18 protein-coding genes are annotated in these 19,545 nt (G+C 71.5%); 10 read left to right on the forward strand and 8 right to left on the reverse strand.

Annotated elements, in window-relative coordinates:
• Positions 1-59: 59 nt before the first annotated feature.
• From ACWCRB_RS18150 to ACWCRB_RS18160, 3 genes are read right to left on the reverse strand one after another with little or no spacing between them, the layout of a single operon-like run.
• The gene (locus ACWCRB_RS18150) at positions 60-365 is read right to left on the reverse strand and encodes a hypothetical protein (RefSeq protein ID WP_450996994.1); all 306 of its coding nucleotides are present in this window, start codon (positions 363-365) and stop codon (positions 60-62) included.
• Entirely contained in the window at positions 362-1,000 is a 639-nt protein-coding gene (locus ACWCRB_RS18155; RefSeq protein ID WP_450996995.1) for a sigma-70 family RNA polymerase sigma factor, read from the reverse strand. Before ACWCRB_RS18155 ends, ACWCRB_RS18150 begins: the two co-directional genes overlap by 4 nt.
• Complete coding sequence (locus ACWCRB_RS18160) at positions 997-2,559, reverse strand: sodium:solute symporter family protein (protein WP_450996996.1); 1,563 nt, start codon at positions 2,557-2,559, stop codon at positions 997-999. Before ACWCRB_RS18160 ends, ACWCRB_RS18155 begins: the two co-directional genes overlap by 4 nt.
• Before the next feature lie 169 nt (positions 2,560-2,728).
• Here ACWCRB_RS18160 and ACWCRB_RS18165 point away from each other — a divergent pair, with 169 nt between their 5' ends.
• The 3 genes from ACWCRB_RS18165 (at position 2,729) to ACWCRB_RS18175 (ending at position 5,418) form a co-directional block, all read left to right on the forward strand.
• Positions 2,729-2,950, forward strand: coding sequence for a DUF3311 domain-containing protein (locus tag ACWCRB_RS18165; RefSeq protein WP_450996997.1), 222 nt, complete (start codon positions 2,729-2,731; stop codon positions 2,948-2,950).
• A 99-nt stretch (positions 2,951-3,049) separates the two neighbouring features.
• Positions 3,050-5,227, forward strand: coding sequence for a carbon starvation CstA family protein (locus ACWCRB_RS18170; protein ID WP_450996998.1), 2,178 nt, complete (start codon positions 3,050-3,052; stop codon positions 5,225-5,227).
• Positions 5,224-5,418, forward strand: a complete 195-nt coding sequence (locus ACWCRB_RS18175; protein ID WP_450996999.1) for a YbdD/YjiX family protein — start codon at positions 5,224-5,226, stop codon at positions 5,416-5,418. The genes ACWCRB_RS18170 and ACWCRB_RS18175 overlap by 4 nt, the downstream gene beginning before the upstream one ends.
• A 50-nt stretch (positions 5,419-5,468) precedes the next feature.
• On the opposite strand, the gene ACWCRB_RS18180 is transcribed toward ACWCRB_RS18175, so the two are convergent.
• The 5 genes from ACWCRB_RS18180 to ACWCRB_RS18200 all read right to left on the reverse strand — a co-directional run bounded on the left by ACWCRB_RS18180 (position 5,469) and on the right by ACWCRB_RS18200 (position 12,891).
• Entirely contained in the window at positions 5,469-6,677 is a 1,209-nt protein-coding gene (locus ACWCRB_RS18180; protein WP_450997000.1) for an ABC transporter substrate-binding protein, read from the reverse strand.
• Positions 6,678-6,712: 35 nt separating this feature from the next.
• The gene (locus ACWCRB_RS18185; RefSeq protein ID WP_450997001.1) at positions 6,713-9,244 is read right to left on the reverse strand and encodes a branched-chain amino acid ABC transporter ATP-binding protein/permease; all 2,532 of its coding nucleotides are present in this window, start codon (positions 9,242-9,244) and stop codon (positions 6,713-6,715) included.
• A gap of 12 nt (positions 9,245-9,256) precedes the next feature.
• Positions 9,257-10,126 (reverse strand): branched-chain amino acid ABC transporter permease, encoded by an 870-nt coding sequence (locus tag ACWCRB_RS18190; RefSeq protein ID WP_450997002.1) that lies wholly within the window; start codon positions 10,124-10,126, stop codon positions 9,257-9,259.
• Positions 10,127-10,288: 162 nt separating this feature from the next.
• Positions 10,289-11,665 (reverse strand): FAD-dependent oxidoreductase, encoded by a 1,377-nt coding sequence (locus ACWCRB_RS18195; RefSeq protein WP_450997003.1) that lies wholly within the window; start codon positions 11,663-11,665, stop codon positions 10,289-10,291.
• 158 nt (positions 11,666-11,823) lie between these two features.
• Entirely contained in the window at positions 11,824-12,891 is a 1,068-nt protein-coding gene (locus ACWCRB_RS18200; RefSeq protein ID WP_450997004.1) for an NAD(P)-dependent alcohol dehydrogenase, read from the reverse strand.
• 60 nt (positions 12,892-12,951) lie between these two features.
• On the opposite strand from ACWCRB_RS18200, the gene ACWCRB_RS18205 reads away from it, so the two are divergent.
• The 7 genes from ACWCRB_RS18205 (at position 12,952) to ACWCRB_RS18235 (ending at position 19,541) form a co-directional block, all read left to right on the forward strand.
• A complete protein-coding gene (locus ACWCRB_RS18205; RefSeq protein ID WP_450997005.1) occupies positions 12,952-13,746 on the forward strand; it encodes an SDR family NAD(P)-dependent oxidoreductase in 795 nt (264 codons plus the stop codon).
• A 37-nt stretch (positions 13,747-13,783) separates the two neighbouring features.
• Entirely contained in the window at positions 13,784-14,953 is a 1,170-nt protein-coding gene (locus tag ACWCRB_RS18210; protein ID WP_450997006.1) for an acyl-CoA dehydrogenase family protein, read from the forward strand.
• Between the two features lie 78 nt (positions 14,954-15,031).
• Complete coding sequence (locus ACWCRB_RS18215) at positions 15,032-15,820, forward strand: enoyl-CoA hydratase/isomerase family protein (protein WP_450997007.1); 789 nt, start codon at positions 15,032-15,034, stop codon at positions 15,818-15,820.
• Entirely contained in the window at positions 15,805-16,164 is a 360-nt protein-coding gene (locus ACWCRB_RS18220; RefSeq protein ID WP_450997008.1) for a Zn-ribbon domain-containing OB-fold protein, read from the forward strand. The genes ACWCRB_RS18215 and ACWCRB_RS18220 overlap by 16 nt, the downstream gene beginning before the upstream one ends.
• Positions 16,161-17,309, forward strand: a complete 1,149-nt coding sequence (locus ACWCRB_RS18225) for a thiolase family protein (protein ID WP_450997009.1) — start codon at positions 16,161-16,163, stop codon at positions 17,307-17,309. Before ACWCRB_RS18220 ends, ACWCRB_RS18225 begins: the two co-directional genes overlap by 4 nt.
• Positions 17,310-17,346: 37 nt before the next feature.
• The gene (locus ACWCRB_RS18230; RefSeq protein ID WP_450997010.1) at positions 17,347-18,558 is read left to right on the forward strand and encodes an acyl-CoA dehydrogenase family protein; all 1,212 of its coding nucleotides are present in this window, start codon (positions 17,347-17,349) and stop codon (positions 18,556-18,558) included.
• Positions 18,555-19,541, forward strand: a complete 987-nt coding sequence (locus ACWCRB_RS18235) for a phosphotransferase family protein (RefSeq protein WP_450997011.1) — start codon at positions 18,555-18,557, stop codon at positions 19,539-19,541. The genes ACWCRB_RS18230 and ACWCRB_RS18235 overlap by 4 nt, the downstream gene beginning before the upstream one ends.
• Positions 19,542-19,545: the final 4 nt, after the last annotated feature.

The raw sequence follows: 19,545 nt of genomic DNA on the forward strand, positions 1-19,545 counted from the left end.
TTGGTTTGGTGCGGGCCCGGTGGGGGCTGGTCGCGCAGTTCCCCGCGCCCCTTGGTCGGTCAGGGCGAGGTCCCCGACATCGCGCCCGGGATCACCGCGCTTTGAGTGCCGGAGAAGATGACACCGGGTTCGGACGGGGCGTGGTTGAGGACCCACAGGCCGATCAGGGTGGCGAGGGTGAAGACGACGGCGATCAGTACGGCCAGGACGAGGCGGCGGCGTCGCTCCCGGCGTAGCCAGTCGCCGCGTGCCGTGCGGTAGGCGTCCGGGGTGGGAGTGGCGCTCACTCCGCCCGCCAGGGTCTCCAGAGCGGCCTGCAACTCCCGTTCCGTACGGTCCTGTTCTGTGAAGTGATCGTTGTTCATCGCCGTGTCTCCATCGCCTGGGTCAGAGCGGCGATGCCGCGTGCGGTGTGCGTCTTGACCGAGCCGCAGGAGATGCCCATCGCGGCGGCGATCTCGCTCTCCTTGAGGCCCAGCCAGTGCCGCAGGACCAGCGCCTCGCGCTGTCGGGCGGGCAACTGCTGGAGGGCGCCGATCAGTACGCGCTGGTCGTCGTGGAGCAGAGCGGTGCTCTCGGCGGAGGCGACCGAGTCCTCCGGCGCGGGCGGGTTCTCCACATGCCGGCGGGCGACCTGGAGGTGGCGTATGCGCATCCGGGTCAGATTGCACACCGTGGAGCGCAGATACGCCTCCGCCGCCCCGGTCTCCCGCAGCCGCCGCCACTTCCGGTAGAGCTGGTAGTAGGCCTCGGCCACCACGTTCTCCGGGTCGTCCGCGCCGAGCAGGACGGCCAGCCGCAGCATCGAGGAGTAGTGCAGCTCGAACAGGCTGGCGAGGGCGGCCTCGCGTTCGAGGTCGGCCGGATCGCCGACCACCGGGGCCAGGATCTCGCTCGCGGCGGCGGGCCGGGGAACCGACGGCGCGGTGACGGCCGGTTCGGCCAGGGCGGCGGTCCCCGGTGGCAGCACCGGCAGGTGTGTGGGCTGTCTGCGTCTCACGGGTTGTTCGCTCCCGTCTCGGGGCGCCGCCTGACGATCAGGCGGGACGGCAGGTCGGTCGCGTCGGCGCCGCGCGGGACGCCGAGACGTTCAAGGGCCGCCGTGCCGAGGACGGCGACGGCCAGATTGAGCAGAAGGGCGGCCAGACCGGCGTAGATCTGGAGGGGCTGGTCGGCGGAACCGAACGCCACGATGGACGAGAAGCCCTCGCGCACCACCATGAACGTTCCTGCCACCATGCCGATGGCCCACCCTGCGAGCAGCGCACGCGGATGCAGCCGCCCGGTGACGAGCCCGACGGCGACGGCCGGGAAGATCTGCAGGATCCAGACGCCGCCCAGGAGCTGGAGATTGACGGCGTCCTGGTCGCGCAGCCCGAACACGAACGCCACCGCCCCCACCTTCGCGGTGAGCGACACCGCCTTGGCGATGCGCACCTGCCGCTTGGGCGTGGCCGTCGGGTGGACGTACTCGACGTACACATTGCGTACGAAGCTGGTGGCGGCCGCGATCGACATCACGGCCGCCGGAACCAGCGCGCCCACGACGATCGCGCCGAACACCAGGCCCGCGAGCGGCCCCGGCATCAGCTGGTCGACCAGCATCGGTACGGCCGCCTCGGCACCGCCCTCCGGAGCCTGGACCCCCGCCGCCAGGGCCGCGATGCCGAGGAAACCGAAGAGCGCAAGGAGCCCCGTCCACGCGGGCAGCGACACGGCGACCTTGCGGACGGTACGCGTGCCGTCGGCCGCGAAACCGGCGGTGAGGACGTGCGGGTACATCAGCAGCGCCAGTGCCGAGCCCAGGGCGAGCGTGGCGTACGCCGGCTGCTGCTCGGGGGAGAGGAGCAGGGGCGAGTGGGCGGCGTCAGTGCCGCCGAGCCGGCGCGCCGCCCCGTCGAAGACCGCGCCGGGCCCGTCGAACCGGTCGAGCACCAGCCAGCACACGGCGGTCAGTGAGACGAAGACGGCCACCGCCTTGAGCGCCGAGATGACGGCCGGCGCGCGCAGCCCGTGCCGGTACGTCGCCACCGCGAGCCCCGCGAACAGCGCCACCATGACCAGGTCCCCGGCGGCACCCCGGGGGTAGAGGCCCCCGGCGGTCAACACAGCCCGTATGCCCAGGAGTTGTAGCGCCAGATACGGCATCGTCGCGAGGATCCCGGTCAGCGCGACCACCAGGGCCAGCGGCGGTGAACCGTACCGCCCGCGCACGAAATCGGCGGCCGTGATGTAACCGTGCCGCCGCGCCACGGCCCACAGTCGGGTGAGGAGGACGAAGGCCAGCGGGCAGACGATCACCGTGTACGGGACCGCGAAGAACGCCGGTGCGCCATTTCCGTACGCCAGTCCAGGGACGGCGGTGAAGGTGTACGCCGTGAAGATCGTGCCGCCGAGCAGCAGCCAGGTCCACACCGGGCCGAGACTCCGGTCGGCCAGCGCCCAGCCCTCCAGCGAGGGCAGCCGGTCGTTCGGGCGCAGCCGGCGTGCGGTCACGGCGAGCAGCGACGCCCCGCCGATCACGGCGAGGAACGTCGCGGTCATGGCGCTGTCCGCCATGGGTCACCGTCCTTGGTGTGCCTGGAGCCCTCGCCGGAGAGTTGCGCGGGTGGCCGGTTCGGAGGACAGGGAACCGACGGGAAATCTTCTGGAAATTCGGTGTCAACCGTTTCCGGCGGGTGGGCAACTCTTGCACAGACCCACAGCGAGCGGGAGAGGAGCGCAGGTCATGGCACGGACCGGACATCAACGGCTACGACGGGTCGCCGTCGCCGTACTGCTCCTCGCGCCCGCGGCAGGGCTGCTGTGGGTCCCCTGGTACGCCGGTGCGAGCCCGCATCTCGCCGGCACACCGTTCTTCTACTGGTACCAGCTCGCCTGGGTACCGGGCGGCGGGCTCTGCCTGCTCGCCGCGTACGCGCTGACCAGGAAGGACGCCAGCGACCCCTGACAAGGTCGGCCGACCGCCCACGTCACTCCCGCTGAGCCGCTCCCGTCCCTCGAACCCCAGTCCAGCCATCCACCCGTCACCGTCAGGTGAGGAGCCGCCATGTCCGCTTCAGCCATGCCCGAATCCGCCCTCCCGGCACCGGAAGGCCCACCGAACCAGCCGTCCGGATCATCCCGGATGTCCCCGCGCTCGATCCTGCTCTGGACGACCGTCGCCCTGGTCGGCGCCGTCGGCTGGGGCGTCCTCGCGCTGGCCCGGGGCGAGGAGATCTCCGCGGTCTGGCTGGTGGTGGCCGCCCTCGGCTCGTACGCCATCGCCTACCGCTTCTACTCCCGCTTCGTCGTCCGGCACGTGCTGAAGCCGGACGACAGCCGGGCCACTCCCGCCGAACGCCTGGAGGACGGGGTCGACTTCCAGCCGACCGACCGCCGGGTGCTCCTCGGCCACCACTTCGCCGCCATCGCGGGCGCAGGACCGCTCGTCGGACCGGTACTTGCGGCGCAGATGGGGTATCTGCCCGGCACTCTGTGGATCGTCGCCGGAGTGATCTTCGCCGGGGCGGTGCAGGACATGGTGGTGCTGTTCCTGTCCATGCGGCGGGACGGGAAATCGCTCGGGCAGATGGCCCGGGAGGAGATCGGCAGGGCGGGCGGCGCGGCGGCGCTGATCGCGGTGTTCGCCATCATGATCATCCTGCTCGGGGTGCTGGCCCTGGTCGTGGTCAACGCCCTCGCGCACTCGCCGTGGGGCACCTTCTCCGTCGCCATGACCATCCCCATCGCCCTGTTCATGGGCTTCTGGATGCATGTCGTACGCCCCGGCCGGGTCGTCGAGACCAGCCTCATCGGGGTCGCGCTGCTGCTGCTCGCGATCGTCGGCGGCAGCTGGATCCAGAACTCCTCGCTCGCGGACACCTTCACCCTCAGCCCGACCACCCTGGTCTTCTGTCTGGTCGGCTACGGCTTCGTCGCCTCCGTCCTCCCGGTGTGGATGCTGCTCGCGCCGCGCGACTACCTCTCCACCTTCATGAAGATCGGCACCATCGCGCTCCTCGCGGTAGGGGTCGTGATGGCCGCCCCCGTCATGCGGGCGGACGCGGTGAGCGACTTCGCCTCCTCGGGTGCCGGGCCGGTCTTCGCCGGGTCGCTCTTCCCGTTCCTCTTCATCACCATCGCCTGCGGCGCCCTGTCGGGCTTCCACGCGCTGGTCGCCTCCGGGACGACTCCGAAGCTGATCCAGAAGGAGTCCCAGGTCCGGATGATCGGCTACGGCGCCATGCTGATGGAGTCGTTCGTCGCGATCATGGCCCTGATCGCCGCCGCCACCCTCGAACCGGGCTTGTACTACGCGATGAACGCCCCCGCCGGACTCCTCGGCACCACCGCCGAGTCCGCCTCCCAGGCGGTCGCGGGCCTCGGCTTCACCATCACCCCCGACCAGCTGACCCAGGCGGCCAAGGCCGTCGAGGAACAGACGCTGATCGCCCGCTCCGGCGGCGCGCCGACCCTCGCGGTCGGCATGTCGGAGATCTTCTCCGGAGTCTTCGGCGGTACCGCCCTGAAGGCCTTCTGGTACCACTTCGCGATCATGTTCGAGGCGCTGTTCATCCTGACGACGGTCGACGCGGGCACCCGGGTCGGACGCTTCATGCTCCAGGACATGCTCGGCAACGTCTGGAAGCCCATCGGCCGGGTCAACTGGAAGCCCGGCATCTGGCTGTGTAGCGGAATCGTCGTGGCCGCCTGGGGCTACTTCCTCTACACTGGCGCCACCGACCCCCTCGGCGGAATCAACCAGCTCTTCCCGCTGTTCGGCATCGCCAACCAGCTGCTGGCCGCCGTCGCCCTCACCGTCTGCACGACGGTGCTGATCAAGTCCGGGCGGCTGCGCTGGGCCTGGGTCACCGGAGTCCCGCTGGCCTGGGTGGTCGCGATCACCTTCACCGCGGGCTGGCAGAAGATCTTCTCGGACGACCCCCGGGTCGGTTTCTTCGCCCAGCGCGCCAAGTACGCCGACGGCATCGACGCCGGCCAGGTCATCGCGCCCGCCAAGACCCTCGACGACATGCACACCGTGGTCACCAACTCCACGGTCGACGGCGTCCTGATCGCCCTGTTCCTGCTGCTGGTCACGGTGGTCATCGCCAACGCGGCCGTGGTCTGCGTACGGGCCGTACGTTCGCCCGTCCCGCTCCCGACGACCGAGACGCCGTACGTCGAATCCCGCATCGACCTGCCGACACAGGCCTCCGAGCCGCTGGTGGGGGCCCGCTCATGAAGGCCAAGGTTCGGGCCGTGTTCCGGAACGTGCGCTGGTACCTGCGTGAACTGACCGGAGAGGCGGAGTACGACCGCCACTGCGAGCGCCATCGCAGCCACCACCCGCACACCCCCGTACCGACCCGGCGCGAGTACGAGGTGCTGCGCACCCGGCACCGGGAGGCCCACCCGCAGAGCCGCTGCTGCTGACACCCTGCCGGCCCCCGGCGTTTCGACTCCGAGGGCCGGACAGCGGTCGCTCAGTCGCGCGTCGGGGGAGTGTAGAAGTCGCCGACGGACGTCCAGACGCCGTTCTTCACCTCCACCCGCTGCACACTTCGCGTGCCGAGGTGGTTGCTGGCGCCGAACTTCATCACCGGCGACACCCCCGGGTCCACGGAGGACGCCTTCGCGTACGCCGCGCTGATGGCCTCGGACGTGACGGGGCCCTTGATGGTCTTGGCGATCTCGGCGAACACCTTCGCGTTGCTCCAGCCCCACAGCGCGAGGAAACCGGCGTCCTGACCGGGCTCGTACTTGGCCATCGCGGTGCGGAACTCCTTCACCGAGGGGTCCGGGTCCGAGGGCGCCTTCACCAGCTGGACGGCCTTGAGGCCCTCGGCGGCGTCCTTGGCCAGCGAGACCGTCGACTCGGCGGCCACCGGCGCGTAGGCGTAGGTGGGCAGGTCGAGCCCCTGGAGCTTGGCCTCCTTCAGGAAGGCGGCGGCCTCGGGGGAGGTGAGGATCACGATCACCGCCTGGGTCTTCGCGGCCTTCACCTTGCTGATCACCGGGGTGTAGTCGGTGGTCTGGTACTTGACCGCCAGCCGCTCGACCTCGACCGAGGGGTCCACCTTCTTCGCGACGGGCTCGACCTGCTCGGCCACGTTCACGAACGCGGCCGGGTCACTGTGCACGACGAGGATCTTCTTCGCGCCGTCCTGTACCGCCCACGCGGCGACCGCGGCGGCCTGGTCCTCGTACAGGGTCTGCGTGCCGAACAGGCCGGCGCGCGGCGGGTCGTACCAGGACTCGCTGCCACCCACCTCGTTGAGGACCGGGACCTTGGACTGGGTGAGGACGAACGGGAAGGCCGCCTCCGCCTGGGAGGTGCCGTTCGCGTTCACGATGGCCACGACCTTGTCCTGGCCGACGAGTTCACGGGCGATCTGCACGGTCTGCTGCGGGTCGGCCGCGTTGTCCTTGGCCGTCCACTTGACCTTGCGGCCGTTGATCCCTCCGGCCGCGTTGATCATCTTGAAGTACGCGTCGGCGCCCGCCTTCTCGGGCACGCCGTACGAGGCGGTGGCCCCGGTCAGGGGGAGCCACGCGCCTATGTGGATCTCCGTATCGCTGCCGGCGGCGCCCGCGGAGTCCTGGTCGGCGCAGGCGTTGGCGGTCAGCGAGACCACGGCCAGGACGGCGAGGGCTCCCAGGGTGCGGCGAGATCTTTTGGTTGTCCGGAACACGATCCACCTCGTTCATGCTCGTTCATGACGTGATTTCAGTTCACTTGGGGTGCCCGGGCGGCGGTCGCCGCGGTCGTGGCGGTCGCGGCGGCTTCCAGGCCGCCGCTGAAGTAGGCGGCTTCGGCGAGGGCGGCGAACTCCGGGTCGCCCGGCCGTCCGTGGGCCGCGACGACGCCCTCGTGCAGCACGGCCACTTCGTGGCAGACGGACATCGCGCGGCTGAGCAGTTGTTCGAGCAGGACGACCGTCAGACCGTCGTGGGCCAGCCGCACCAGCCGGTCGTAGACCTCGTCGACCAGCGCCGGGGCCAGCCCGAGCGCCGGTTCGTCGACGATCAGGACGTCGGGGCGGACGATGAGCGCCCGGGCGATGGCGAGCATCTGCTGCTCGCCGCCGGACAGCCCGGCGGCGGAGGCGTTCATCCGGTCGCGCAGTCGGGGCGGCAGCCACTCGACGGTCTCCGTCAGCCGCTCGCGCAGGGGTGCGCCGGTGATCCCCGCCGCGTACGCCGCGACTTCGAGGTTCTCGCGCAGGGTCAGCGTCTTGAACAGGGCGCGGCCCTCGGGCGCCAGGCTGGTGCGGACGGCACCGCCCGTCTCCCGGTCGCCGTGGGCGGGTTTGAGGGAACCGTGCAGGATGCCGGCCAGCGTGCTCTTGCCCGCGCCGTTGGCGCCCGCGATCCCCAGGACGACGCCCTTGCGGACGTTGAGGTCGACATCCCGCAGGGCGGCCACACCGCCGTAGACATGGCCGACACCGCGCAGCCGGATCATGCTCTGTTCGCCCACGTGCTCAGGGAGTTGGGCCCGGTTGCCGACCGTCCCGAGGTACGACGACCGCACCTTGGGATCCTGCAAAACGGTGTCCGGGGTGCCCCCGCCGATCGTGCGCCCGAAGTCGAACGCGATCACCCGGTGGGCGACGGAGAACAGGTCGTCGAGGACGTGGTCGATGACCACCACGGCGGTTCCGTTCGCGTGCAGCCGCCTGATGTGCCCGGCCAGCAGGGCCCGTTCAGCCGAGTCGAGGCCGCCGAACGGCTCGTCCAGCACCAGCAGTTTGGGTTCCTCGGCCATCGCCCGGGCGAGGTCGAGGCGCTTCTGGAGCCCGAACGGCAGCTCCGTGGGCCGCCGGTCCGCCACGTCCGCGAGGCCCACGGAGTGCAGCAGCCGCATGACTTGGGCGCGGTCCCGGGCCGTGACCCGGCGCCGGGTGCACAACACGTTCTCGGCGACGGTCAGTTCGGAGAACACCTCCGCGTGCTGGAACGTACGCCCGATGCCCAACCGTCGCCGCGCGGTCGCCCTCGCGTTCAGCAGCGGCCGTCCGGCGAACTCGGCGGTCCCACTCACCCGGCCGTTGCCGGTCAGCCCCGACAGGGCGTTCAACAGGGTTGTCTTTCCCGCCCCGTTGGGCCCGATCACGGCCAGGATCTCGTCCTGCCGCAGGGTCAGCGAGGCGTCCTCCAGGGCCTTGAGCCCGCCGTACGAGACGGACAGATGCTCCAGGTTCAGAAGGACGGTGTTGTCGGACGCGGGCCGCAGCGGTACGGGGTCCGCCGCCGGCTCGGGGGCCAACGGGCGCTGGACATCCGGCCGTCGCAGAACACGTCGTACGAGAGCGCGCACCGGTTTGGCGAGGAACGGCACGACTCCGCCCGGCAGGAAGAGCAGCACCGCGATCAGCACGATGCCCTGCACCACCGGCTGGGGCAGACCGACCGCCGACGACAGCGAGGGGTTCCAGGTCAGGTAGATGCCGCCGGCCACCGCGCCGACGATGGTCCCCACCCCGCCGAGCACACACGCCGCGATCAGCGAGATGCCGAAGGTGAGCGAGAACGGATCCGGGCTGACGAACCCGGTGAGCAGACCGAGCAGCACACCCGCGAACGTCGTGCACGCGCCGCTCACCGCGAACGACAGCGCCGACTGCGCCTCGGGCGCGATCCCGATCGTACGGGCGGCCAGCGGATGCGACTTGGCGGCCACCAGCCGCATCCGCAGCCCCGAGGCGGAGGCAGGCACCGCGAGTCCGAGCACCACCGCGGCGGCGCCCACCGCCAGGTACTGCGCGTCGGTGCCACCGCCCAGGACGGTGCCCAGGCCGAGGACACTGCGCAGTTGCAGCACCGGGACGCCCTGGTCGCCACCGGTCACGCTGCTCCAGCGGTTGATCAGCTCCAGCGTGACCGTGGTGAAGGCGAGTGTCAGCAGGGCGATGTAGAGCACCGAGAACCTGGCACCCGCGTACCCGATGAAGCCGCCCAGGACGGCACCGGTGGCGACCGCCCCGAGGACCACCGCCTCCAGCGTCCAGTCGTGGCCGCTGCCGTACGCGGCGAAGTAGGCGCCGATGGCGAAGAACGCGGGATGGCCCACCGACCAGATGCCCGACCAGCCGGCCAGCAGACCGACCGACAGCACGACGATCGTGTACACGGCCGCCAGCCCCACCGAGTACATCTGGTACGCGGGGATGGCACCGGACGCCATGAACGCCATGAGCACCGCGCCTGCGGCCGGGCCCAGAGCGGCCTTCGCCAGGAGGGAACGGTTGAAGACCATGGATGCGACCCCTCAGACCCGTTGGAAGGTGCGGGTGCCGAACATGCCCTGCGGGCGGATCAGCAGGACCAGCACGGTGAACGCGAACACGAAGGTGTCCCGGAAACTCGCGGAGACGTAGTTCGCCGCCAGGTTGTCCAGGACGCCGATGGTCAGCCCGCCGATGACCGCCCCGTACATGCTGGTGAGGCCGCCGAGGAAGATCCCGGCGAAGGCCCTGAACAGCGGGGCTACCAGGGCGGTGGGCACCAGTCCGGAGCGGGGCGCGTACAGACAGGCGGCGAGCGCGGCGAGACCCAGGCCGAGGGCCCAGGAGAGCCGGGCGATGCGCTGGGCGCCGAGGCCGACGATCCGGGCCGTGTCCGCCGACTCCGCCACCGCGCGCATGGCCGAGCCGAGCGTGGTGCGGGCGAACAGATAGCCCACCAGCGCCATCGCCACGGCGGCGACGGCGATCGTCACCAGGCTCTGGACCGGTACCGCGGCGCCCGACCAGCGCACCGTCCCGTCGACCAGGTTGGGGAAGGCCTTGGGCTGGTCGCCCCAGATCGACCCGGCCACGCTCTCCAGCACCAGGGACACACCCATCGTCACGACGAGCGCGGAGAACAGCTGGCCCTGCCCCAGCGGCCTGATGACCGTCTCGCGGACCAGGAGACCGGCCGCCACGGTGATCGCGACGGCGGCGAGGATGCCGACCACCGTCGCCACGCCCCGGTCGTGCAGCGAGACCGCCACGTACAGGCCCAGGGTCGCGAGGGACGCCATCGCGAAGTTCACGACGTCCGTGGCCCGGTAGATGATGACCAGCCCCAGACCCATGAGGCCGTACACGGCTCCACTGGCCACACCGCTGACCAGGACGAGCAGGAACTGACTCACAACCCCTCCCTCGGGGAAGGGCACATTCGCGCCACCCATACAGGAAGCATGATCACCTCACGAGCCGCAGAGTTAAAGTGAACTCAATTCAGTAAGCTAGGCACTCCGGTGCCGGACGGGCAAGCCTCGTGCACGGGATTTGTGCCGTAGGGCGACCGGGATTCAGAAGCCGGTGACGGTCGGCGCCCCGCCGAGCGCGGTGCGTGCCGCCGCGAGGCCGAACACCAGGGCGGGAGCGAGACCGCCGGCGTAGGCGCGCCGGTACAGCCCGCCCGCGTCCGCCCCGGCCGCCAGCAGGCCGGGGATCCGGCTGTGCCCGTCCGAGTCCGCGGACAGCGCGTGCGCTCCCGCGTCGATCAGCAGGCCACCGAAGGTGAAGGTGATCGCCGGGGCCGCCTCGATGACGTAGAAGGGCGGTTCGTCGAGCGGCCTGCCGTCGAGGAGCCGCCCGGGGGTCCGGGTGCCGTCCGTGCTCGCGGTGGCGTTGAACTCCCTGATGCGGTCGCGGATTACGGCGCCCGGATAGCCCCACTCCTCGGGCATCGACGCGAAGTCGTCCAGGCTCTCCGCCACCGCGCTGCGGGCCCCGGCGCGATGGCAGAGCTGGAACTTGTCGACGCCGGGGATGCCCTCCACGTACGAGGCGCTGATCCACTCGCGGTGCACCCGTGCGTCGGCGACCAACAGGCCACGGGCGCCCGGCCGTTCCAGCAGCGCCATCGTGGTCAGATGGTCGCCGACCGTCTCGTCGACGAAGCGCTCGCCCGTCGTGTCGAACAGCAGGGCGTGCTCGCTGTAGTAGAGCGCCAGGTCGACGAAGCGCGCCGGGTCGGCCAGGGACACACCGGCCGGCATCAGATGCCCGTAGAACCCCGCGTCCTTCTTGCCGAACGCCGCGCCCGCCGCACGCCCGAGCGCGAGACCGTCGCCCCGGCTGTACGGGTTGGCCCGCAGCCCGATGTCCGCGGCCTGGGCGTGGATGTGCTCGGTGCGCAGGGCCGGATCGCCCTGGAAGCCGCCGGTGGCGAGCAGGGTCCAGGTGGCCTCGATCCGGCGGGCGGTTCCGTCCGGCAGGAGGCACTCCGCCCCCTTGACCGTGCCGTTCTCCGTGAGGAGGGCGCGTGTCCAGGTGCCGGTCAGCACCTCCTGGCCCCGATCGCGGATCAGCCGCTCGCAGGTGTCGAGGTAGTGGTTGGTGTCGACCTGGTGGCCGCGCCCGAACCCGAGCACGGGCACCGGCGGCCGGCACTCCACACCCAGCGACCGGATCCACGCGACACCGTCCGCGAACCCGTCGATCAGGGCCTCGGCCAGCTCCGGGTCGCCGTCCGGATTGACTCGGCGCAGTTCCTCGATGGTCGGAGCGGTCCACACGAAACCCGCGAAGCGCGCGGAGCCGCCGACGCGCTCCGCCTTCTCCACCAGCACCACCGAGCCGCCCTCGGCCGCCACCTGCGCGGCGGCCGAGAGGCCGGCCATCCCGCCGCCGATCACCAGAAGATCGACTGGCTCCACCGACTCCACTGATTCCGCACCCATAGCGGGCCCACCGCCTTCGTCCGCTTCGTGTCACCGGGATGAAACACGACGCTAATTGAACTCACTTCTGGAGTCGAGGGGTCGGACGGCGGACGGTCGGGCAGTGCGAGTTCAGGCCGGGGCGGGCCGCACGATTCGCATCGGTCGCGACGGCCGGATCAGTCGGGTACGAGAACGGCCCGTCCCCGCACCCCGCCGGAGCGAAGCCCCTCGATCGCCTCCAGCGCGCGCGACAGCCCGAACCGCTCGACCTCCACCTTCAGCACGCCCTCGCGCGCCAGCGCGACGACCTGCTCCAGCTCCGGCAGGGTCCCCCAGAAGGGGAGGGAGATCCGCGTCCCGGGCGGGAGCGCACCGGGCTTGCGGACCGACAGCTCCCCGCCGCCGCTGCCCACCACGACCAGCTCCCCGCCCGCCCGCAACACACCGATCGCGAGGTCCAGGCTGGAACGGCTGCCGACGAAGTCGAGTACGGCGACCGCCCCGACCCCGCCCGTCCGGCCCCGCAGGACCGCCGCGCTGTCGGGCCGCAGGAGCGTCCCGAAGTGTGCCCCGCACGCGTCGGCCAGGGCGAGCGCCTCCTCCCGTACGTCCACGGCCAGCACCCGTGCCGTCGTCGTGGCGCGCAGGATCTGGACGGCCAGATGCCCGAGCCCGCCGACACCGATCACGACCACGCTCGCGCCGTCGCCGAGCGCGCGCCGGATCCCGGCCACGGCGTGGTACGCGGTGAGCCCGGCGTCCGACAGCGGCGCGGCCTGTACGGCGGCCAGCTCGCCGACCGGGACCAGCAACCGTCCGGACGGCATCAGCAGCAGGTCGGCCATGCCGCCGTCGCGTCCGAGCCCCGCCCCGGTTCCGGTGCGGTCCGCGTCCAGTGCCGTACGCCGGTCGCAGTAGTTCTCCGCGCCGGCCGCACAGCGCGCGCAACTCCCGCAGCCCCAGGGGCCGTACACGACCACACGCTCGCCGACCGCCGGGCCGATGGCGCCGGGACCCCGCTCCACCACCCGGCCGGCGACCTCGTGGCCGAGGGTGAACGGGGTGCGGTAGGGGAGGGCGCCTTCCCGTGCGTCGATGACATGGAGGTCCGACCGGCACACGCCGGCCGCCTCCACCCGAATCAGCACCTCTTCGCCCGTGGGGACGGGCCGTGCCACCTCGCTGACGACCGGTGGGCCGCCCCATCGCGTCAGCCTGACCGCTCTTGTCCCGCCTGTTGACATGTGTGAGACGGTAACAAAAATGAAGTCAGTTCAGGAACTGGTGCGGGGAGAGGATCGCGCATGGGCGGCGAACACGCGGGACGCTTCGACGGGCGGGTCGCGCTCGTCACCGGCGCCGGATCCGGGATCGGCGCGGCGGTCGCACGGCGGCTCGCCGCGCAGGGCGCCGAGGTCTTCGCCGCGGACATCGACGGCCTCGCGGCCCAAGCCGTGGCGAAGGAACTGCCGCGAGCGCACCCGCTGACCGTCGACGTGGGCGAGTCCGCGGAGGTCGACCGGGCCTGCGACGAGGTCGTACGACGGCACGGACGGCTCGATGTCGTGGTGCACGCGGCCGGGGTCGACGACCCCACGGCCAAGGAGTGGATCGCCGAGGCCCTGGTCGCGGACCGGCCGCCGGAGGTGATCGGGAGGCTCGGCGGTGACGCCTGGCGGCGCGTCATGCGCGTCAACCTGGACGGCACCTTCCATGTCCTGCGCGCCGCCCTGCGGGTCATGGCGCCCCGCCGGTCCGGAGCCGTCGTCACCGTCGGCTCCTCCTCGGCCTTCGACGCCCAGGCCGGTTACCCGCACTACGCGGCCTCGAAGGCGGGCGCGCACGCGCTGAGCCAGTCCGTCGCCAAGGAGGCGATCGCCTTCGGCATCCGCGTCAACACCGTGGCGCCGGGACCGACCGAGACCGGCATGGCCGCCAGGACCCCGGCCGCACTGCGCCACGGCTTCGCCGATCCGCGCGTACGCCCGTACGCCACGCCCGAGGAGATCGCCGACATCGCCCTGTTCCTGGCGAGCGACGAGGCCGCGAACCTCGTCGGCGCGGTCCTCCTCGCCAACGGCGGACGCTTCACGGTCTGACGGTCCAGGCGACGCCGCATGCCCGAAGGAGGCTTGGATGTTCCGGCTCGACCCCGATCCGGCGCTACTGCTGGAGAGCGACGAACGACATCAACTACGTGAGGTTCTACGGCAGTTGCTGGCCGAGACCTGCGGGCCCGAGGAGGTCCGCGCACAGGTGGAGAGCCCGCGCGGACACGACCGCGTGCTGTGGGACCGGCTCGCCGGTGAGATCGGTGTGCACGGGCTCGCCGTGCCCGAGGAGTACGGCGGCGCCGGCTACACCTTCGCCGAACTCGCCGTGGCCCTGGAGGAGACCGGGCGCGTGCTGTGTCCCGCGCCGCTGCTGTCGACCGTCGTCCTCGCCGGACACGCCCTGTCGGTCAGTGGCGACCGGGAGGCCTGCGCGCGCCGGCTGCCGGGCATCGCGTCCGGCACGCGCACGGCCACGGTCGCGGGATTCCTGCACCGGGCCGACGTGACCGCCGAACGCGGCCCCGACGGCTGGGTGTTGCGCGGAGAGGCCGACTTCGTACCCGACGGCGAGGGCGCCGACCTGCTGCTCGTCGCGGCCCAGGTGCCGGACGGGGAACGGCTGTTCGCCTGCGAACCGGACGCCGTGACTGTCGACCGGGTCGCCCGCCGCGTCCTCGATCCCACGCGCCGACAGGCCCTGATCCGCTTCCGGGGAGCGCCGGCGGAACCGGTCGGCGAGCCAGGGCAGGCGCCGGGGATCGTCGACGCCGTCCTCGACGCCGGGCGGGTCGCACTGGCCGCCGAGCATGTGGGCGGCAGCGCACACGCCCTGGACGCCGTCCTCGGGTACGTGTCCCACCGAACCCAGTTCGGCCGCGCGATCGGCTCCTTCCAGGCCGTCAAGCACCGGCTGGCCGATCTGCTCGTCGAGGTCGAGGGCGCACGGTCGGCGTCGGCGTACGCGAGCGCCTGCCTCGCCGGGGGAGCGCCGGAACTCTCGGTGGCGGCAAGCGCGGCGGCGGTGGCCTGCACCGGCGCCTACCGCCTGGCGGGCACCGAATACGTGCAGCTCCACGGCGGAATCGGCTTCACCTGGGAACACCCGGCCCATCTGTACGTACGCCGCGCACGGGCCGACGAGGCCCTGTTCGGCACCGCCGACGACCACCGGCTGCGCCTGGCGGGACTGCTCGGCCTCACCGGACACGGCGACGGACCGGTCGACGGGAACGGATCTGTCCACGGCGACTGATCGTCGTGCCCTGTCCATTGACAGGGCCAACTACCGCACCCAGAATCGTACTGAATTCAGTTCAGGTTGGAGGAGCTCATGGCAGTCGAAGACGAGATCCAGTTCGAGCGCGACGGAGCCGTTGCGCGGGTCTGGCTGAACCGGCCGCACAAGAAGAACTGCGTGACGGTGCCGATCCTCAATCGGCTCGACGAGATCATCACCGAGGTCGACGCGGACCCCGAACTGCGCGTGCTGGTCCTGCGCGGGCGCGGCAACACCTTCTGTTCCGGGTTCGACCTGGACAGCCTCAAGGCCGACTTCATCGGCAGCTCCACCGCCATCGACGTCGCCGTGCTGTCGGCGAAGGTCTGCGACCGGCTCTACTCGATGAAGACCCCGTCGATCGCCGTCCTCGAAGGCCATGTCACCGCGGGCGGCTTCGAGTTGATGATCTCCTGCGACTTCGCGATCGCCGCGGACGACGCCCTGATCGGCGACTTCCACATCCGCCGGGCGCTGTTCGGCGGCGCGGGCCCGATCTACCGGGTGCCGCGCATGATCGGCGTCCGCAAGACCAAGGAGCTGATGCTCACCGGCAAGCTGCTCACGGGAGTCGAGGCCGCCGAGTTCTCGCTCATCAATTCCTCGGCGCCGGCGGACAAGCTCGACGCGACGGTCGAGGAGTTCGCCGACCAGCTCATCGACAAGAGCCCGTTCACCATGTGGATCACCAAGATGACCATCGACCGGAGCCTCGACGCCGACATCCAGTCCCTGATGGTCATGGAGCACCTCGCGGTCGGCGTGATGCTCAACTCCGAGGACGCGGCGGAGGGCGTCGCGGCCTTCCTGGAGAAGCGGGAGCCGCAGTGGAAGGGCCGCTGAGCGGTCGGCTCCCCGGGTCCCGGTGCGCCGGGTGCGCGGTGGCCGTGTACCCGGCCGACCCGGCGTGCCCGCGCTGCGGGGGCCCGGCCGCCCCGACCGTCCTCTCGGACACGGGCACGCTGTGGACGTGGACCGTACAACGGTACGCGCCCAAGTCGCCGCCGTACGTCGTCCCCGACGCCGGGTTCGAGTCGTTCGCCGTGGGATACGTCGAACTCCCGGACGGGGTAAGGGTGTTGGCCGTCCTCGACGTGCCGCCAGATGACGTCACGATCGGCATGCCGCTGCGGATCGGCGCGGCGGACGGTGTCCCCAGGGCGGCAGCCGTCGGAGCCGCCGTATGAGCACCGAGGACGTCATGATCTGCGGCGCCGGGATCACCTCCTTCGCCCGTACGGAGGCCACCGGCAGGCAACTCGCCGTGGAGGCCGTACGGGCGGCGCTCGCCGACGCGGGGCTGCCGTGGTCACGGGTCCGGGCGGCGTACGGCGGCAGCGACGCGGCCGGGAACGCCGACACCCTCGTGGCCGAACTCGGCCTGACAGGCGTGCCGTTCGTCAACGTACGCAACGGATGCGCGACCGGCGGCAGCGCGCTTGTCTCCGCCGTCAACGCCATCCGCTCCGGCGCGGCGGACGTCGCCCTCGCCGTCGGCTTCGACAAGCACCCGCGCGGTGCCTTCGACCCACGGCCGGCGGACTGGGGGCTCGACGAGGCCTACGGCCACGAGGGGCTGATGGTCACCACCCAGTTCTTCGCCATGAAGATCCAGCGGTACATGCACGACCACGGGATCAGCGCACACACCCTCGCACTGGTCGCCGAGAAGGCGTACGCCAACGGGGTGCGCAACCCGCACGCCTGGCGCCGGAAACCGCTCGACGCTGCCGAGATCCTGGCGTCCGGCATGGTCAACGACCCGCTGACCCGGTACATGTTCTGCTCGCCGGGTCAGGGCGCGGTCGCGCTGGTCCTGTGCAGCAGGGCGGTCGCCCGCGAACTGGACGCCGACCCCGTCGCACTGCGGGCGGCCGTCGTACGGACCCGGAGGTTCGGTTCGTTCGAGGTGTTCAGCCCCTGGGCGCCGCCCGGCACCCCGAGCAGCGTCAGTACGGATGCCGCGCAACTGGCTTTCGAGCAGGCGGGGTTGGGCCCAGGTGACATCGACGTGTGTCAGCTCCAGGACACCGAGAGCGGCGCCGAGGTGATGCATCTGGCGGAGTGCGGGTTCTGCGAGCACGGCGAGCAGGAGCGGCTGATCGCCTCCGGTGCGACCGCGATCGACGGCACGCTGCCGGTCAACACCGACGGCGGCTGCATCGCCAACGGCGAGCCCATCGGCGCCTCCGGACTGCGCCAAGTCCACGAGATCGTCCAGCAGTTGCGCGGGAGAGCGGGCGAACGACAGGTCCCCGGCGGCCCGTCGAGCGGCTTCACCCATGTGTACGGCGCCCCGGGCGTCAGCGCCTGCACCGTACTGACCCGCTGAGTCGGTTCCGCGGAAGGAACCGACGGAAGGGAGCACGATGAGCGGCATCCCCGGCCCCGAGGAGTTCCGCGCCGAGGCCCGGCGCTGGCTCACCGGCACGGCGAAGGCCCGCGCCGCCCGTCAGGAGTGGGGCCGCGGCGACGACTCCGTGGCCGTCTTCGAGAACCGGACCGAGGCCGAGGAACGCGAGCACACCGACCGCACCCGGGAGTGGGAACGCACCCGGTACGACCAGGGGTGGGGCGCCCTCGACTGGCCGAAGGAGTACGGCGGACGCGAACTGCCCGCCCACTACGACCAGTTGTACCGCGCCGAGGAAGCCGCCTTCGACGTTCCCCGGCGCACCGAGATCTTCCCCGTCACCCAGCAGCTCGTCGCCCCCGCGATCCGGATCTGGGGAACGGAGGAACAGAAGCAGCGCTGGCTGCGGCCCATGCTGCGCACCGACGAACTCGCCTGCCAGCTCTTCTCCGAGACGGAAGCCGGCTCCGACCTGGCCGCCGTCCGGACCCGGGCCGTACCGGACGGCGAGGGCTGGGTGCTGCGCGGCCACAAGGTCTGGACGTCCGGCGCCCAGGTCGCCACCTGGGGCGTCGCCGTGTGCCGTACCGACCCGGACATGCCCAAGCACGCGGGCATCACGGTCTTCCTGGTCCGGATGGACGCCCCGGGCGTGACCGTACGGCCCATCCGGCAGATGACCGGCGGCTCCAGCTTCAACGAGGTCTACCTGGACGACGTGTTCGTCCCCGACACCGACCGGCTCGGCCCCGTCGGCGAGGGCTGGCGAGTCACCCTCACCGTGCTCGCCGCCGAACGCCTCGACTCCGGCGGCCTCGGCCTCGACAACGCCGACCGCGCCCTCGACCTCGCCCGGCACCTGCCCCGGCCGCTCACCGGCGGCGAACGGCAGCAGGCGGCCGACCTGTTCGTCCGCTCCCTGGTCCAGCGGCTCATCGGCCTGCGCGTCACCGCGGCCCTGGTCGCCGGGCGTGAACCGGGCGCCGAGGCCTCGGTCGGCAAGCTCCATGCCACCGCGACCATGCGCGCCACCACCGACCTCGTCCAGCAACTCCTCGGGCCGCGCCTCGCCGCCGACACGGGGGAGTGGGGCACCTTCGCCTGGACGGAACACCTCCTAGGCGCCCCCGGCTACCGCATCGCCGGCGGCAGCGACGAGATCCAGCGCACCATCCTGGCCGAACGCGTGCTGGGACTCCCCAAAGAGCCGAAGGGAGCCGGGAGTTGAGCACCGCGACCGACGTGACGGAACTCGCCGCACGAGTCCGTGCACAGCTGGCTGACCGGCATCCGGACGAGCCCTTCGGTGACCTGCGCACCCTGCCCGGCGGCCACTCCGGGCTCACGTACGCCATCACGGCGGGGACGACCTCGTACGTCGTGAAGGCGGTACCACCCGGGCAGCGCCCCATCGGCCGCAACGACGTGCTCCGGCAGGCCCGGGTGCTGCGCGTCCTCGCCGGATCACCGGTGCCCGTACCCCGGGTGGCCGCCGTCGACGAGCGCGAACCCGCCTGGTTCGCCATGGAGTTCATGGCGGGCGAGGCCGTCGAGCCGGTCCTCGACGAACACCGGCTCGTTCCCGACCTGTGCCGGACACGGATGCTGGCGCTGGCCGGCGTACTGCGGGACCTGCACGACACGAAGGCGGAGACGTACGAGGCACAGGCCTCCGAACCGCCGCTGGATCCGGCTGGTGAACTGGAGCGATGGAGCCGCACCATGCGGGCCGTGCCTCTCGAACTCCGCCCCGGAGGCAAGGAGTTGCTCGACACGCTGGCCTCCCGGGTCCCGTCGGACGTCCCGCCCGTGCTGACCCACGGCGACTTCCGTCTCGGCAACGTCCTGTGCCGGGGCGAGCGGCCGACAGCCGTCGTCGACTGGGAGATCTGGGGCGTCGGCGACCCCCGTATCGACCTCGCGTGGTTCCTCCTCTTCGCGGACCACCGCAACTTCCCCCAACTCGGCCGCCCGGTGCCCGGTCTGCCCGGCGAGACCGAACTGCTCGCCGCCTATCTCGACGGCCGCCCCGAACCCCTCGCCCTCGACTGGTTCCGTGCCCTGGCCAGGACCAAGATGGCCGCGATCATGGGCCACAACCTGCGCCGGCACCGCGAGGGCAAGCACCACGACCCCGACCAGGAGCGACTGCCGCCGACGATCGCGGCGATGATCCGCACGGCGCGCGACATCGTCGCCCCCAGGCCCTGAAGGA

The sequence above is a fragment of the Streptomyces sp. NPDC002156 genome, from assembly GCF_053593675.1.

Bases quoted from the DNA above. Each gene is read 5' to 3' on its own strand.
- ACWCRB_RS18185 (WP_450997001.1), bottom strand. From the start codon at position 9,244: ATGGTCTTCAACCGTTCCCTCCTGGCGAAGGCCGCTCTGGGCCCGGCC.
- ACWCRB_RS18175 (WP_450996999.1), top strand. From the start codon at position 5,224: ATGAAGGCCAAGGTTCGGGCCGTGTTCCGGAACGTGCGCTGGTACCTG.
- ACWCRB_RS18215 (WP_450997007.1), top strand. From the start codon at position 15,032: ATGGCAGTCGAAGACGAGATCCAGTTCGAGCGCGACGGAGCCGTTGCG.
- ACWCRB_RS18170 (WP_450996998.1), top strand. From the start codon at position 3,050: ATGTCCGCTTCAGCCATGCCCGAATCCGCCCTCCCGGCACCGGAAGGC.
- ACWCRB_RS18150 (WP_450996994.1), bottom strand. From the start codon at position 365: ATGAACAACGATCACTTCACAGAACAGGACCGTACGGAACGGGAGTTG.
- ACWCRB_RS18165 (WP_450996997.1), top strand. From the start codon at position 2,729: ATGGCACGGACCGGACATCAACGGCTACGACGGGTCGCCGTCGCCGTA.
- ACWCRB_RS18225 (WP_450997009.1), top strand. From the start codon at position 16,161: ATGAGCACCGAGGACGTCATGATCTGCGGCGCCGGGATCACCTCCTTC.
- ACWCRB_RS18200 (WP_450997004.1), bottom strand. From the start codon at position 12,891: ATGTCAACAGGCGGGACAAGAGCGGTCAGGCTGACGCGATGGGGCGGC.
- ACWCRB_RS18195 (WP_450997003.1), bottom strand. From the start codon at position 11,665: ATGGGTGCGGAATCAGTGGAGTCGGTGGAGCCAGTCGATCTTCTGGTG.
- ACWCRB_RS18205 (WP_450997005.1), top strand. From the start codon at position 12,952: ATGGGCGGCGAACACGCGGGACGCTTCGACGGGCGGGTCGCGCTCGTC.
- ACWCRB_RS18230 (WP_450997010.1), top strand. From the start codon at position 17,347: ATGAGCGGCATCCCCGGCCCCGAGGAGTTCCGCGCCGAGGCCCGGCGC.
- ACWCRB_RS18160 (WP_450996996.1), bottom strand. From the start codon at position 2,559: ATGGCGGACAGCGCCATGACCGCGACGTTCCTCGCCGTGATCGGCGGG.
- ACWCRB_RS18210 (WP_450997006.1), top strand. From the start codon at position 13,784: ATGTTCCGGCTCGACCCCGATCCGGCGCTACTGCTGGAGAGCGACGAA.